We start from the raw sequence: 15,104 nt of genomic DNA, 5'->3' as shown, positions 1-15,104 counted from the left end.
ATATCGAATGACGCTCGGAGAGCGGTTCGGGCGGCTACCGACGGCCGCGAAGCTCTTACTCATCCTGTCCGCAGTTCTGCTTCCGATAGGGATCGGCCTCACACTCATCGGTGAAGGTGGGATTCGCCAGGCAAACAACGCACTTGAAGGCCGCCAGCACGACCAGTCACGGACGGCGGCCAAGGCCACCGAAAGCCTGATCGCGCGCAATGCATTGGCGCTGCGCATCGCCGCCAACGGTGCGCTGGCGACGGGTGCATCGGGCGCATGCGAGCGAATGCAGCGATCCTTGTCGATTGCGCCCGCCGTCGCCCAGCGATTCGAGCTCGAGGCGCTCGACGGCACGCCGCTCTGCGCGGTTGGAGACGTCGGCGACACAGGCGGCCTATCGCGAATCGCGCCGGGCGACATCGGGGTCAGCATCTCGCCGGACATGAACGGCGTAGCGATCCGTACCGGAGTCATCGGCGGAATGGCGACCGCGATCGTTTCCACCCCGGAGCTGCGGACCGCGGCAACAGACTCCGGCGGGTCGATCGAGACCTTGGTGCTGTCCGACGCGCATGGCCAGCTGCTGGTGATCGGACGGCCGAGCGGATCCAACGATCAGTTGAGCTTCAGCGAGTGGCCGGTCAGCAACGGGAAGCTGACCGCGCGCGTCGGTTCGGTCCCGCGCCGCATCACCACCCTCGACCGCTTGATGCTGCTGCTCCCGGTTCTGATGTGGATCCTTGCCGCACTCATCACCTGGCTCCTGGTGAGCCGCCTGCTGGTCCGGCCTCTCCGGCGGCTAGAGCGCTCGGTTCGCGAATATAAACCGGGACAAGCCGAATTGGATTTGCCGCGAAAGCTTGGTCCGGCGACAGAAATCCAGGAGCTTCGAGACGCCTTTGCCCGGGCCGTGACCCGGGTCGACCAGTCGGAACGCGAGATGACCGGCGCGCTTGAGGGCCAGCGGCGCCTGGTCCGCGAAGTCCACCATCGCGTGAAGAACAACCTCCAGGTGGTCGCCTCGCTGCTCAACATCCACGGCCGGACGGCGGAAACGGTGGAGGCGCGTTCGGCTTACGCCGGGATCAGCCGCCGCGTCGGCGCCTTGTCCATCGTCCATCGCAACCATTTCGCGGAGATGGAAGAAAACCGTGGGATCTCGCTCCGGCCGCTCATTTCGGAGCTAGCGGCCGAGCTTCGCGCGGGCGCCCCGGAAGAGGCGCGCGGGGTCACGATCGATCTCGACATCGAGACGGTTTACACGACCCAGGATGCCGCCGTGGCGGTTGCTTTCCTGATCACCGAGATCGTCGAGTTCGCGATGCTCAATGCACCGAAGGACCCCGTCGAGCTATCGTTGCGGCGGACCAGCGAGCTGACCGCGCGGCTGACGCTCAGCAGCCGAGTTCTGAACCCCGACGAAGAAGAAAAAGTCGAAAAAGTTCAGTTCGAACGCATCGTCGGCGGCCTGGCCAAGCAACTGCGCTCCACCCTAGACCGCAAACTTGGACGCTACAGCGTTGATTTGCCAGTATTTCCGCCTGTTTGAGACGGCAGCACAAGTCGTTACGCCGCCATCGAAAAAAGTTCAAAACCCTCGGAACTGATCTCGAACAAGGGGCGTTGTGCTCTTCGGATAGTGACCTTTTGCCCCCCCGCTCTCGCTATCCGCTTAAATGGGCCCGGAACCGCCAACCCTCCCCCCCCCCGGTGGCGCTTCCGGGCCCTCTTGCGTCTGGGCTCCAGAATCCGAAGTGGTTGAACGAGCGGCTTTGCGCGCTGCGCGCCAGTGCGTGATCCGGATCGCGAGGATCGCGAATTCATAAAGCCCATACAGGGGCACCAGCAGCAGCAGCATCGAAACGACGTCGGGCGGCGTGAGCACCGCAGCGACCGCGGCGGCGCCGACAATGGCATAGCGGCGCGACTTGGCCAGCTGTTCGCGCGTGACGATCCCCGCCCGCTCGAGGATCATCAGCAGGATCGGAAGCAGGAAAGCCGCTCCGAACCCGAACAGGAAGCGGGTGACGAAGTTCAGGTAATTGCCGACGCCCGGCAGCGCCTCCTGCTGCACACCGCCGACATTGCCTTGGTAGCTGAGCAGGAAATGGAGTGCCCACGGCATCGCGACGAAATAAGCAAAACATGCACCGGCGCCGAAGAACAGCGGCGTCATCAGGAGGAACGGCAGGAACGCCTTCTTCTCCTTCACGTACATTCCGGGCGCGACGAACCGCCACAGCTGCGTCGCGATCATTGGAAAGCTCAGCATCAGCGCTGCGAACAGCGACACTTTCACCTGCGTGAAGAAAGCCTCGAACACGTCTGTGTAGATTAACTTGCCCTGCCCGGCCTTGAGCAATGGCTGGACGAGCACTGCAAAGATGTTGGTCGCAAAGTGGAAGCAGACGAAGAAGCAGACCACCAAGGTCGCCAGCGACCACAATAAGCGCCGGCGAAGTTCGATCAGATGTTCGAGCAGCGGCTGCTTGGTCTCGTCGATATCCTTCACGGCAGCGGCCGCTTCTCAATGGGAAGCTCGTCCGGCTCCGGTTCCGCTACCGGCGGCATCTCGTCGGGCTGACCCGGCTCGGGATAATGCGCATCGGGCGGGTGAACCTGCATGATGCGCTCATTCTCCTCGCGCCACTTTTTTTCCATCTCCTCAAGCTCGGCCTCGCGCACCATATTTTCGATGCCGGACGTGAAATGGCGCGCCATGCCGCGCACCCGGCCGACCCAATAGCCGACCGTGCGCAGGACCCTGGGCAGGTCTTTGGGGCCGATGAATATCAGCGCGAGGATCGCGACGACTGCGAGCTCGGAGGAGTCGACGCCGAACATGGCGAAACGGATTTCTTAGCGGGTTTCGTCGTCTCGCGGCGGCGGCGGCGGCGCGGCAGGTTCTGACGAACGCGGCGTGACGTCGATCGGCTCCTGGTCGCGCGGAAGCTGGCGCGGGCGCTGCTCGTCGTAGCGGCGGCGCTTGTCTTCGTCCTCGTCCGCCATGCCTTGCTTGAATTGCTTCATGCCCTTGGCGAGGTCGCCCATCATGTTGCTGAAGCGATTACCGCCGAACAGCAGCAGCACGAGGACCGCCAGGATGAGAATATGCCAAATGCTGAAACCGCCCATCGCGAAAACTCCTTTGGGCGGTGCTTCTAGTCCGCCTCTTCTTCCGTTTCCAGTTGAAGCTGGAACATCGACTCGTCGAGTGGGTCTAAAAGTCCCGCGGCCTTCAAATCGTCGATGCCGGGCAGGTCGCGTCGTGAGCCAAGCGAGAAATGGGTGAGGAAGTCCTGCGTCGTTGCATAAAGCAACGGCCGGCCGGGGCCCTCCCTGCGCCCGGCCGGCCGCACCCAACCGGCATCCATCAGCACGTCGAGCGTACCCTTCGAGATTTGGACACCGCGGATTGCTTCGATCTCCGCCCTTGAGACGGGCTCGTGATAGGCGATGATCGCGAGCGTCTCGGTCGCTGCCCGCGACAACCGCCGGGGCTCCTCACGCGTGCGACGGAGCAAATGCGCGAGGTCGGGAGCGGTCTGGAAATGCCAGCGCCCGCCACGCTCGACCAGTTCGATCCCACGACCTTCGTAATGAGCGCCGAGTTCGGTCAGCGCCGCATTGATGTCACCCTCGCCGACATGTTCGGCAATTTCTTCAAGCGTGAGCGCTTCCGCCGACGCGAACAGGGTGGCTTCGACGGCGCGGGTAAGGTCCTCCATCAGGCCGCCCTCTTGAGGCTGATCGGGGCAAAAGCTTCGTCCTGAAGAAAATCGAGGCGCCCGCGCCGCGCCAGTTCGAGCATGGCGAGAAAACTGGAGGCAAGCGCCGAGCGGCGGAGCTGCAAATCCTCAGTCTCGGGCAGGAAGCTTTCCAGCAATGTCCAATCGAGGGCCGCGCCGATCATGCGGCTGACGCGGTCGATGGCTTCATCGAGGGTCATCACCGAGCGGGCATGGACAACGTGCATCGCCGGCTGGGTTCTCGCGCGAACCGCGCCGTAAGCGGCGAACAGGTCGAAGTCGCGGACTTGCCACCTGGCCTTGCGCACCAGCCGCAAACCTTCGGGAGCGCCACGAAGGAACACGTCGCGTCCGACGCGGTCGCGTCCCAAAAGCCGGGCACCGGCTTCGCGCATCGCGTCCAGCCGCAGGAGCCGCTGCTGCAACCGGAGGGCGATCTCTTCCGGGCTCGGGTCCTGCTCGGGGTCCTTGGGCAGCAGGAGGCAGGATTTGAGGTAGGCGAGCCATGCGGCCATCACGAGATAATCGGCGGCAATCTCAAGCTTTAACGCGCGCGCTTCGGCGAGATAGGCCAGATACTGCTCGACCAGCTGAAGAATCGAGATTTGGGTGAGATCGACCTTCTGCGAGCGTGCGAGATTCAGCAGCAGATCGAGCGGGCCTTCCCACCCGTCCAGCGCCAAGGTCAGCTCATCCGATTGGCGGACCGGCCGTTCCTCGAAATCCTCATCATCCACGGACCGCAGAATAACAATTAGTGGTGGCTATGCGAAGTCCGAACCACGAAATGTCGTGGATAACTAGGCTTGGGCCAACAGCGTGTCGCGCTTCGCGATCGCGTCCGCGAATTCCATGCCTTCAAGCTCGAGGCGGGTCAGCGCCATGGCCCGCGACAAGCGGGCTTCGCCCTCCGCGCTCAGCGCCGGAACGGCGGCCGCGACCGCGACCATCTCCTCCATATTGCCCGAGCAGTGAAGCGCGGCATCATTGCCTGCGGCAACCACCCCCGCGCCGCGCGACCCGAAGTCGCCCTGCAGCGCCTCCATCCCGATATCGTCGCTCATCAAAAAGCCGTCGAAACCGATCCGTCCGCGAATGATGTCGCCGATGACCGTTGGCGACATGCTCGCCGGAAGGTCAGGATCCCACACTTCGTAGACAACATGCGCGGTCATCCCCATCGGCGCCGAGGCCAGTCGCTCGAACGGCTCGAGGTCGATCTCCAGATCCTCGGCGCTAGCGTTGACGATCGGCAATTCCTTATGGCTGTCGACCAAGGCCCTACCGTGCCCCGGCATGTGCTTGACGATCCCGACCACGCCGGCCGACGCCAGGCCGTCGAGCACCGCGCGGCCGAGCGCCGCGACCTGCATCGGATTTGATCCCAGCGCCCGATCGCCGATGATGTCGCTCGCACCCTCCTGGCGGACGTCCAGCAGCGGCAAGGCGTCGACGTTCAGGCCAGCCGACCGGACCATCAGGCCGATCGCGCGCGCATTGCTGCGCGCCGCCTCGATCGCCGACGATGGCGCGGCGAGATAGAGCTTGGCGAAGGCGTCGGCGGCCGGGAATGCCGGCCAGGCCGGCGGCTTCATCCGCGCCACGCGGCCGCCTTCCTGGTCGACCAGGATCGGCAGATCGTCGCGGCCGCTCAACGCACGCAGCGAGTCGGTGAGGCGCAGGAGCTGGTCCTGCGTATCGCAATTGCGCTTGAACAATATGTAGCCGGTCGGGTCCGCGTCGCGAAAGAACGCTCGCTCGTCATCGGTTAGCTCGAACCCCGCTGGGGCGTAGATAGCGGCTTGCACTACTGGGCCACGAAACAGTTTTCGCCGGCAGCTTTCAGCGTTTGGCACGCCGCTTTGGCATCGGCCGCTGACGCCGCGCTTGCCCGGAGCCGGATGCCCCCCTGGAACGGCACGATCAGCTTGTTCATCGCCCCGACGGACGGGAACCGCGCAGACAAGGCGGTCCATGCGCGTTCGGCCTGCGCCTGATTGGCAAAAGCGCCAAGCTGGATCACGCTACCCGACCCGCCCTCCGCGGGCTTCGGCGCGGGCTCGGGAGCCACCTTCGTCTTGGTTTCGTTGGTCGGCAGATGTTGGACCGGTTGGGGAACTGGCTTGGCGACGGGGGTTTCGGGCACTTTGCTCAGGTCGAGCTGGGAATCCTTGTCCTCGCCAGCGCTGGTCTCGAACGCGGTCTCACTCTCGCCGGCAACGTCGAGACCGCCAGGGTTGGTCGGCTTGACCTTGTAAGGGCCGGGCTGGGCGCGGATCAGCTCGGGCGGTCCGTTGACCGTGTTGTCGCGCATTCCCAGCCAGAAAAATGTTGCCGCGACGATCACCACCGCGAGCACGAGGACGGCCAGAGCCGCGAACATCTTGCGCGCCGAAACGCCGCGCGGCTCGTCCTCGTCGTCGACTGCCTGCAGCCACGGCAGCTGGTCGTCATAAGAGGGGCGCGTATCGCTCATCGTTCAACGCCTTTCGGCTTCCACGGCAGGCCAACTACGGCGCAACTATAGCTGATCTTTTCCATGCGCTGGCACAGAACTTCCGAGTGGGCTTGCGAGGTTGTCCCGATTTGGAGCCGGTAGAACCGCTTCCCTCGCGAATTGCGCGCGTCGGCCACGACTGTCGGCAGGCCCTTGAGCGCCGGATAAGCCCGCACCATCGCCCACCAGCCGCGCTTGGCCTGATAGCGGGTGCCAAATGCGCCAACCTGAATCAGCCGCCCTGCCGCACCCGCTGATCGCGCTGACGGCCAAAGCGCCAATGGCGCGGGTTGGACCCTCGCTGCCGGCGGGGGTTTTGGCGCGGTTGTCTTCGATGCCTTTTTGGCCGGAGCGACTTTGGCAATGGGCCGAGCAGGTAGTCGCGGAATCGACACTTCTCGTTGCGGTTCAGGTGTGATGGTCGGGACTGCTTCCGGCTGAACCTCGGGAACGCGCTCTAACGGCACTTGCGGCTCGGCAGGCCGCGCTTCGGGGAGTGGAAGGGTGGTCGAAGGACGCGAGGCCTTGGGCGTCGCGAGCGACTGCGTCCCGGTCGTCCGGCCCATCCAGTAAGACGCTCCGGCAATGACTAGGGCGCCGGTGGTGATCAGCAGCAAAAGCCTGAGCGACCGGCCCTTCGCCGGCGGCGCTGGTTCGTCCGCGAGCCACGGCAAGCGGTCGAACCCGGATGCCGTCCGCGCGTCGGTCATAATCAGCGCATCTCCTCGATTGCCGCGACCCCCATCAGGCCGAGGCCACTCTTGATGACCTGCGCTATTCCAAGCGCCAATTCCAGCCGCGCCCGAGAAAGTTGTGGATTGTTTTCAATGAGAAAGCGCCGTCCGGGGTCGTCGTTGCCGCGGTTCCACAGCGCGTGGAATTCGGCCGCCAGATCGTAAAGATAGAAGGCGATCCGATGTGGCTCGTGGCTCGTCGCCGCGCTTTCGAGCACGCGCGGATATTGCGCCGCCGCTTTCACCAGGCCGAGCTCCTCGTCGTCGAGCAACGACAGGTCGGCCTGACTGGCCAAGTCGACACCCGCGTCCGCCGCCTTGCGTTTCAGCGAACTGATCCGGGCGTGCGCGTATTGGACGTAGAAGACCGGATTGTCCTTCGATGCTTCGACCACCTTCATGAAGTCAAAGTCGAGCGGCGTGTCGGCCCGCTTGGTCAGCATCATGAAGCGGACGACGTCCTTGCCCACCTCTTGCACGACGTCCGCGAGCGTGACGAAGTCGCCGGCGCGCTTCGACATCTTCACCGGCTCGCCGCCGCGGAACAGCCGGACCATGTTGATGAGCTTCACGTCGAGGTCGACGCGGCCGTCGGTCAATGCAGTAACCGCCGACTGGATGCGCTTGACCGTACCGGCGTGGTCGGCGCCCCAGATGTTGACGAGGTGGTCGGCGTCACGGGCCTTTTGCCAATGGTAAGCTGCGTCCGAGCCGAAATAGGTCCAGCTGCCGTCCGACTTCTTCATCGGCCGGTCCTGATCGTCGCCGAACCGGGTCGAGCGGAACAAGGTCAGCTCGACCGGCTCCCACTCGTCGTGCGGATCGAGGCTCTTGGGCCGCTCGAGTACGCCTTCATAGACCAGCCCCTTCTCGCGCAGCACCTGCATCGCCTTATCGGCGGCGCCCGTCCGCTGTACTTCAGCCTCCGACGCGAAGATGTCGTGGTGGATGTTGAGCAGGCCGAGGTCGTGGCGGATCAGGTCGAGCATCGCCTTGATCGCTGCTTCGCGAAACAGTGGCAGCCACGACTCTTCCGCCGCCTCCGCATATTGATCGCCATATTGCGCGGCGAGCAGAACCCCGACAGGCTTCAGATAATCGCCGGGGTACATGCCTTCGGGAATTTCGCCGGTGTCCTCGCCGAGCGCCTCGCGGTAGCGGAGGTGGACTGAGCGAGCGAGCGTATCGACCTGCGCGCCCGCGTCGTTGACGTAATATTCCTTGGTGACGCGGAAGCCTGCGGCCTCGAGCAGCCGCGCGAGGCTGTCGCCGACGACCGCGCCGCGGCAATGGCCGACGTGCATCGGCCCGGTCGGGTTGGCCGACACATATTCGACATTGACCCGCTCGTTCCCGCCGATCGTCGACAGGCCGTACTTTTCGCCCTCGCGAAGAATGGTCTTGAGTTCATCGCGCCACGCGTCCGGCTTGAGGCGAATATTGATAAAGCCCGGCCCGGCGATCTCGACGGACGTGACCGGCGGAAGCGCCTCCAGCTTGGGCTTGATCAGCTCGGCTAAGGCTCGCGGATTAGTCCCCGCCGGCTTTGCGAGAACCATGGCCGCATTTGTGGCGAGGTCGCCGTGCGAGGCATCGCGCGGCGGTTCGACGACAATCCCTTTGCGTGGCGCATCGGGCGGAATGACACCTTCGGCAACGAGGTCGTCGAGCACTCCGTCGAGGAGCGCGGCATATTGAGCGTATAAAGACATCGCCGCGCCTCCTATCGCGCGCGATGCCGCGCGTCACCCGTTGTCCGCGGCCGCCAGGATCCTGAGCTCGGGAATACCGAAATGGCTCGCCCATTGTTGCGGGTCAGCGAGCGGTTCGGCCCCCTTCGGCAGATAATGGAAGAAGAGGAGGGTGCAGTAATCGGTGTCCCGCGCGTCCAGCGGATCGCGGAAATGCCATTGCGAGCTGCCCGAGAAGATGGCGCCGCCGTTGGGGTTGAGAACGACGGAATCGAAATGAAGCGACGGGTTTGCCCGAAGCTCCTCGATGGTCGGTTCGTATTCGCCTTCCCCGGTGGGCCAATCGATCACCTGGCTGAAGTAGATCGGCCACTCGACGCTCTGCTCGATGCAGATGTCGAGCGTCCATTTCGACAAGGGCTGGTCGAGGTGCGGATCGCAACGGCCCTTGCCGCCGTACAAGCTGAGGAAATTATATGCCGGCACAACTGGCTCGCCGACCAGCTCGCTCACCCGCTCCGTCACCGACGACTGCAGGCGCGTGAAGAATGGATGACGGCGTAGGAGCGAACGGCCGAAGCTATCACCTTCATGGTATTGCAGCGAAACCTTGGGCAGAGCGTGCACGGTCTCGATCACTTGCCTGAACGTGTCGGCATCGAACACCGGCTCGAGGAGCTTGGTCTTGAACGCGGGATCGGTGCGCAGCACGTCGAATGCCGATACGAACTCGTCCAGGCGATCCGGTCGGACCTTTGCCACGAATTTCCTGGCTGCCTCGAACTGCCTCAGGAACTTGGAATCGTACCAATTGAAGCGATCGGCCTCCTCGAAGCAGGCGCGCGCGACCTCGAGAAGCCTGCGATCCTCCTTGGTTCTGAGAAATCCGTTGAGGCCGTGCGTTCGCCACCTTCGAACCGCCGCGACTCCTCTCGGCGTCAGGGCGGTGCGCAGCAGGCCCCGCGCGGCAGCCTTGACCGTCCATACGTTGTCCCCAGACGTTCCTGAGTGCCTGAGATTCACGCGAAAGCGGTCCTGAAGGTGAGAATCGGCATCATCGCGATATAGCCTATCGGACTCGTCTCGCGATCTAGAACCTGCCCGCGGGCAAGCTGACCGGTCCAACCAGCTCTTCGTGGCGCGCAATAGCAAAGCGATCGGTCATTCCGGCGATGAAGTCCCCGATCGTGCGAAGCTGCCGTGTGCGGTCTCCGCCTCGTTGCCATGGCTCTGGTAGCAAGGTCGGATCGTCGCGATAGGCGGCCGCAAGGTTGGCCACCACAAGCTCGGCTTCGATCCGGATCGGCTTGAGCTCGGGCAGGTCATAAAGGCGTGCGTAGAGGAAGCGCTTGAGGTCGCGCTCATCGACCGCCAACTGCTCCGAGAAACCCGCAAGCTGCCGGCCTGCCGCCCGAACGCCGTCAATGGACTCGACCCCCGCCTCACCGACCCGGCGAACCGTTTCCGCGAGCACATCCTCGACCATCGTCCCGATGAGGTCGCGGACGAGCGCGCGCTGGCGTTTCTCGACGGAAATGCCGGGGTGGCGCTTGCCTGCCGCATCCCACAAGCGGCGAATAAGGGGCAGCTCGATCAGCTCGTCCAGCTGGAGCAGGCCGGAGCGTAGGCCGTCGTCGATGTCGTGATTGTCATAGGCGATATCGTCGGCAATCGCGGCGACTTGCGCCTCCAGGCTGGGCCAAGTCGCGAGTTCGAGGTCGAACTCAGCGTTGGCTTCCTCCAGCGCCCATGGGGGGCTGGCGACCGGGCCATTGTGCTTGGCTAGACCATCCAGCGCTTCCCAGCTGAGGTTCAACCCGTCGAAATCCGGGTACGGCGTTTCAAGGCAAGTGACGATCCGCAGCGTGTGCGCATTGTGATCGAACCCGCCGCTGTCGCTGAGCGCCGCGGTCAGCGCGTCCTCACCGGCGTGGCCGAACGGCGGATGGCCGAGGTCGTGAGCGAGGCACAAGGCTTCGGTCAGGTCTTCGTTGAGGCCGAGCGCCCGGGCGATAGTGCGGCCGATCTGCGCGACTTCGAGGCTGTGGGTCAGCCGGACGCGGAAGTGGTCGCCGTCAGGGGCAATGAACACCTGCGTTTTGTAGCGAAGACGGCGGAATGCGACCGAATGGATGATCCGGTCGCGGTCGCGCTGGAAGATATCGCGTGGGCCACGTGGGCCGGATTGCTGCTCTTGATGGAGGCGCCCGCGCGATTGGCTGGGATCAGCGGCGACGCCTGATGGAAGCTTCATTCCGCAGTGACTGGCACAATCCTGTCAGAAGCGGAATTCGTCCATTTCGACGCGTCGATGCCCACCGTCTGGAGATCCTGGGCAAATATCTCCGCGTCCGACTGCCCGCGGAACGGCCCGATCACCAGGCGCGCCTGATCCGGCCCGCTGGCGACGAAACCCGTAATCCCGTCGAACAGCTCTCGATTTTGCGATTTCAGGCGCTGGAACCGACGCGGAAGTGCACCAGCGTCCGCGGCGCTGGCCAATTGCAGCCAAACCTTGTTGGACGCCGCTGCAACAGTCCTCTGCGGGGCCGGGACCGCCCGTACTGGCGCAGTGTAAGCCACTTGCGTGACCGAAGCGGGCGACGTGGCCTGCACCGGCGGTGGCGCCGGAGGGCGAAGCAATGAATCGATGCCCGCGAGGCGATCAGTGCTAGCGGTCACAACGCGCCCGGGAACGGGCGGCGGCGATGCGTAAGCATAAGCCGCATCGTTCGCGTCCGGGAAAATGCCGAGGTTGACCGCTGCTGCCTTTTGCCCCGGGGCAAGGCCCGGGAGCCTTTGCAGGAACGGGGAAACGCGCGACCAGCTGCCCGGCATGGCCGCATCGATCGCCACCATCGCGCCGTTGGAATCGCCGCTCAGCGCGAGAACGAAGGCGCGGACGCGATTTGCTGAGGCATCTCCCTTGGCCGCCAGCGGCGCGAGCGCATCGAGAGCGCCGGCACGATTCCCGCTGATCGCCAGGCTCAAAGCAAGGCGGCGGCGCGCTTCGTCGCTGTCGAGGCCGCCAAGCGCGGCACGATAATCGGTCTGCGCGTCGGCTTGCCGGCCAAGAAGGTCGTAAGCGAGACCGCGATCGCAGGCGATCGTGGCGAGCGGCGCGCCGAGCTGCTGGGCGCGCTTGAAGTAAGGCAAGGCAGCTTGCGGCTCGCCATTGGCGACCGACACCGCGCCCATACCGGCTTGCGGCAGCGGACTCTTGGAATTGACCTCGTCTGCGCGGGCGAAGAAGCCGGCGGCTGCCTGGGTATCGCCGAGCGCGAGCGCGGCCTTGCCGGCCCCGATCAGCGAGCCGAAGTCCTGTGGGTCTGAGGCGAGCGCGCGAACATAGCGAGCAAGAGCCGCTCCGGGCCCCTCATCATAGGGCGAGTAGCTGCCCTGCGCAGCGGCAGGCGGAGCGGTCATAACAACCGCAGCGCTAGCGCACGCCAGAAGCGTCCCAATGAATCGCATATGCAGAAATCCCCGCATCATCCCTCCCATCACCGAGAGAATCTTACCGAGAGCTTTCTGCCTAGAGGCTTTACGGTGAGCCGTGCAGGGTCATCGGTGAGGCGCGTGATCAGTTTCAATTACGAATCGAAAGTAAACGAAAGGGCAGCCTCCGGCGGAGACTGCCCTTATTCATTCCTGCACTTAGAATTACTGGTTATTTTGCCGATTAAGGAAACGCGGAATGTCGATCGGGTCGCTTTGATACCCTGATTCATCGTCGATCTGCGCCTTTGGAGCCCCCCGAGCGATGTTGGACATGCGCTCGAATAAGGTGCCACCGCCAGACGCAGTCGGCTGATCGGCTTCGTCCTCGTCTTCCGGAGGAGCGATCGGCGGCGCGCCGACCGGGCTGGTTAGGATGTCGTCGGAGCCGAGCACCAGCTCTTCATCCTCGTCCTCAATGATGGCTTCGGGCTCCATGCCAGCATCATCGTCGGCGACTTCGTCCGCAGCGTCGGTTTCAGGCGTCGCCGCTGTCGGAGTCGTGCGCGCCGGGAAGCTGAACACCTTCGCCGGGGTCGGCTGAGCGACCGCGTCCGCTTCGATGCCGGTGGCGACGACCGAGACACGAATCTTGCCGCCAAGGTCATTGTTGAAAGCCGATCCCCAGATAATGTTCGCGTCGGGATCGACCAGTTCCTTGATGTGGCTGGCCGCTTCGTCGACTTCCATCAGGCGCATGTCCTCGCCGCCCGTGATCGAGATAATGACTCCCTTAGCGCCCTTCATCGAAACGCCGTCGAGCAGCGGGTTGGAGATCGCCTTTTCGGCGGCCTCGATCGCGCGATTGTCACCGTCGGCTTCCCCGGTGCCCATCATCGCCTTGCCCATTTCGCTCATCACCGAGCGGACGTCGGCGAAGTCGAGATTGATGAGGCCAGGCATAACCATCAGGTCGGTGATTCCGCGAACACCCTGCTGAAGCACTTCGTCGGCCATCTCGAACGCTTCCTTGAAAGTCGTTTCCGAGTTGGCGAGGCGAAACAGGTTCTGGTTCGGGATCACGATTAACGTGTCGACGTGCTGCTGAAGCTCCTGAATTCCGGAATCGGCGGAACGGCCGCGACGCGACCCTTCAAACGCGAACGGCTTGGTGCACACCCCGACGGTGAGAATGCCGCGGTCGCGGGCCGCCTTGGCGATGACCGGGGCGGCCCCGGTGCCGGTGCCGCCGCCCATGCCGGCGGCGATGAAGCACATGTGGGCGCCATCGAGAGCAGCGATGATTTCATCTAGCGACTCTTCGGCCGCCGCACGTCCGATTTCGGGCCGCGAGCCGGCGCCTAGGCCTTGGGTGATCTTGAGGCCGAGCTGGATGCGGCGATCAGCGAGCGAGCTGTTGAGCGCTTGGGCATCAGTGTTGGCAACGACGAAATCGACACCCTGGACGTCGGCGCGCATCATGTTGGCGATGGCGTTGCCGCCCGCGCCGCCGACGCCGATCACGCTGATCCGCGGGCGGAGCTCGTCGACCTCCGGACGAATGAAATCGATGCTCATCCCTAAATCCCCTCCCAAAGCGCAACGCGTTGAGCCTTCAGGATGAATCTTTGAATCATTGCGAGTCCCAAGCCAAGCAGAAAAGTTAACGGCGGCGAAAAAAGTGGGGATGAGTGTCGCCCGAAAGACTCACTTTGCCGCCCCGATTCGAAAAAGCTTCCGAATTGAGGACTAATAGCCGCCTTTCATCGCCGCGATCAGGCGCCCGACCATACCCCTCGCCGGCTTTCGCTGGATGACTGGAATTCCGATATCGCGAAGGTCGCCGCTGCCGCCGCTTGCCAGCAGGGCAAGCCCGACGAGGGTCGAGAAAGCAGGCCCGCTATGCGCGTCGGGAAGTCCCGTGATCTGCTTCGGCCGGCCGACCCGCACCGCGCGCCCGAGCACTCCCTGCATGTAATCGGCGATATTCTTCAGCTCCGCACCACCACCGGTCAGCACGACCTGGCGGCCGACCGGGCCAGTAAAACCAAGGCCCTTCAGCGCGCTCTCGATCTCCCCCACAACCTCCTCGACGCGCTGGCGGATGACCATCATCAACTGCGCGCGCGTGATCTTCATCGGCTCCTGCCCCTGCTCGGCGCCGATCTGGCTCGCTTCGATCATTTCGTGGTTGTCGCGCGGCGAGGTCATCGCCGAACCGTAGAAGCATTTGAGCCGCTCTGCGTCGCGGCGCTGGACCGCGAAAGCGCAGGCAATGTCGTTGGTGATGTCCCGCGCGCCAAGCGGGATCGAACGTAGGCCCACGAGCATGCCGCCGAAGTGCACCGAAACGTTGGTGACCTCGGCGCCAAGCTCGACCAGCGCCACGCCAAGCTCGCGCTCTTCCTCGTTCAGGCAAGCGAGCGCGGCCGCGATCGGCGAGGCGACGATTGCTTTGACGCCCAGGTGCGCGGAGCGGATTACGGTGTCGATGTTGCGCAGCGGCGATGGATCAGCGGCAATGACGTGGATGTCGACGCCGAGGCGATTGGCATGGAGCCCGATCGGCTGCTGCACGCCGTGCGCCCGGTCTATCGTGTAGAGTGCGGGATGTGCATGGAGTACGACCTGACCATTGCGATTGATCGCGTCCTGCCCGCCGCGCAGCAATTCATCGACATCCGACTGCTCGACCGCGTGGCCGCCGAGTTCGACTTCGACATTGGCAACGTCGCTGACGAGACCGCCGGCGCCGTAGCTCGCCCACACTTCCTCGACCGTCACCCCGGACATGCGCTCGGCTAGCTCGACCGCTTCGCGAACCGCGGACTCGCTCGCGGTCATGTCGGTCACGTAGCCGCGCTTGACCCCCCGGCTTTCCCGCTGGCCGGTGCCAAGCACGGTTAGCCGGCCTTCGTCATCGGTCCGCGCGATCATCGCGCTGACCTTCGACGAGCCGATATCGAGCGCGGCAACGAGCGGTTGGTCAGTAGGCGCGGCCATC

The 15,104-nt window shown here is 64.1% G+C and carries 15 protein-coding genes; 1 reads left to right on the top strand and 14 read right to left on the bottom strand.

Features of this window, described 5'->3' with window-relative positions:
- Positions 1-7 precede the first annotated feature (7 nt).
- The gene (locus tag AC4K8G_RS10765) at positions 8-1,540 is read left to right on the top strand and encodes a sensor histidine kinase (RefSeq protein ID WP_491734150.1); all 1,533 of its coding nucleotides are present in this window, start codon (positions 8-10) and stop codon (positions 1,538-1,540) included.
- 123 nt (positions 1,541-1,663) lie between these two features.
- Here the strand turns inward: AC4K8G_RS10765 and tatC are convergent, their stop codons facing one another.
- From tatC to ftsA, 14 genes are all read right to left on the bottom strand, one after another.
- A complete protein-coding gene (tatC, locus tag AC4K8G_RS10760) occupies positions 1,664-2,503 on the bottom strand; it encodes a twin-arginine translocase subunit TatC (protein ID WP_491734149.1) in 840 nt (279 codons plus the stop codon).
- Positions 2,500-2,835, bottom strand: coding sequence for a Sec-independent protein translocase protein TatB (gene tatB / locus AC4K8G_RS10755; RefSeq protein ID WP_491734148.1), 336 nt, complete (start codon positions 2,833-2,835; stop codon positions 2,500-2,502). Before tatB ends, tatC begins: the two co-directional genes overlap by 4 nt.
- Positions 2,836-2,850: 15 nt before the next feature.
- Positions 2,851-3,126 carry a twin-arginine translocase TatA/TatE family subunit gene (locus AC4K8G_RS10750; RefSeq protein WP_491734147.1) on the bottom strand — a complete coding sequence of 92 codons (276 nt, stop codon included), beginning with the start codon at positions 3,124-3,126 and terminating at the stop codon, positions 2,851-2,853.
- Between the two features lie 26 nt (positions 3,127-3,152).
- Positions 3,153-3,719 (bottom strand): SMC-Scp complex subunit ScpB, encoded by a 567-nt coding sequence (gene scpB / locus AC4K8G_RS10745; protein WP_491734146.1) that lies wholly within the window; start codon positions 3,717-3,719, stop codon positions 3,153-3,155.
- Positions 3,719-4,477, bottom strand: coding sequence for a segregation and condensation protein A (locus AC4K8G_RS10740; protein WP_491734145.1), 759 nt, complete (start codon positions 4,475-4,477; stop codon positions 3,719-3,721). The genes scpB and AC4K8G_RS10740 overlap by 1 nt, the downstream gene beginning before the upstream one ends.
- Before the next feature lie 63 nt (positions 4,478-4,540).
- A complete protein-coding gene (locus AC4K8G_RS10735) occupies positions 4,541-5,548 on the bottom strand; it encodes a glycoside hydrolase family 3 N-terminal domain-containing protein (protein WP_491734144.1) in 1,008 nt (335 codons plus the stop codon).
- Positions 5,548-6,216 (bottom strand): SPOR domain-containing protein, encoded by a 669-nt coding sequence (locus AC4K8G_RS10730; RefSeq protein ID WP_491734143.1) that lies wholly within the window; start codon positions 6,214-6,216, stop codon positions 5,548-5,550. The genes AC4K8G_RS10735 and AC4K8G_RS10730 overlap by 1 nt, the downstream gene beginning before the upstream one ends.
- Positions 6,213-6,947 (bottom strand): SPOR domain-containing protein, encoded by a 735-nt coding sequence (locus AC4K8G_RS10725; protein ID WP_491734142.1) that lies wholly within the window; start codon positions 6,945-6,947, stop codon positions 6,213-6,215. Before AC4K8G_RS10725 ends, AC4K8G_RS10730 begins: the two co-directional genes overlap by 4 nt.
- A 2-nt stretch (positions 6,948-6,949) precedes the next feature.
- On the bottom strand, positions 6,950-8,683 hold the full coding sequence (argS, locus tag AC4K8G_RS10720) for an arginine--tRNA ligase (protein ID WP_491734141.1): 1,734 nt from the start codon (positions 8,681-8,683) through the stop codon (positions 6,950-6,952).
- Between the two features lie 33 nt (positions 8,684-8,716).
- Positions 8,717-9,685, bottom strand: a complete 969-nt coding sequence (locus AC4K8G_RS10715) for a hypothetical protein (RefSeq protein WP_491734140.1) — start codon at positions 9,683-9,685, stop codon at positions 8,717-8,719.
- 67 nt (positions 9,686-9,752) lie between these two features.
- On the bottom strand, positions 9,753-10,916 hold the full coding sequence (locus AC4K8G_RS10710) for a deoxyguanosinetriphosphate triphosphohydrolase (RefSeq protein WP_491734139.1): 1,164 nt from the start codon (positions 10,914-10,916) through the stop codon (positions 9,753-9,755).
- Positions 10,913-12,088, bottom strand: coding sequence for a tetratricopeptide repeat protein (locus tag AC4K8G_RS10705; protein WP_491734138.1), 1,176 nt, complete (start codon positions 12,086-12,088; stop codon positions 10,913-10,915). The genes AC4K8G_RS10710 and AC4K8G_RS10705 overlap by 4 nt, the downstream gene beginning before the upstream one ends.
- Before the next feature lie 237 nt (positions 12,089-12,325).
- Complete coding sequence (gene ftsZ, locus AC4K8G_RS10700; RefSeq protein ID WP_491734137.1) at positions 12,326-13,678, bottom strand: cell division protein FtsZ; 1,353 nt, start codon at positions 13,676-13,678, stop codon at positions 12,326-12,328.
- Positions 13,679-13,849: 171 nt separating this feature from the next.
- A complete protein-coding gene (gene ftsA / locus AC4K8G_RS10695; RefSeq protein WP_491734136.1) occupies positions 13,850-15,103 on the bottom strand; it encodes a cell division protein FtsA in 1,254 nt (417 codons plus the stop codon).
- Between the last annotated feature and the right edge of the window lies 1 nt (position 15,104).

Source organism: Sphingomonas sp. SP3 (assembly GCF_058514305.1).
The sequence above is the reverse complement of the archived record's forward strand: the minus strand, read 5'-3'. Positions and strand labels throughout refer to the sequence as shown.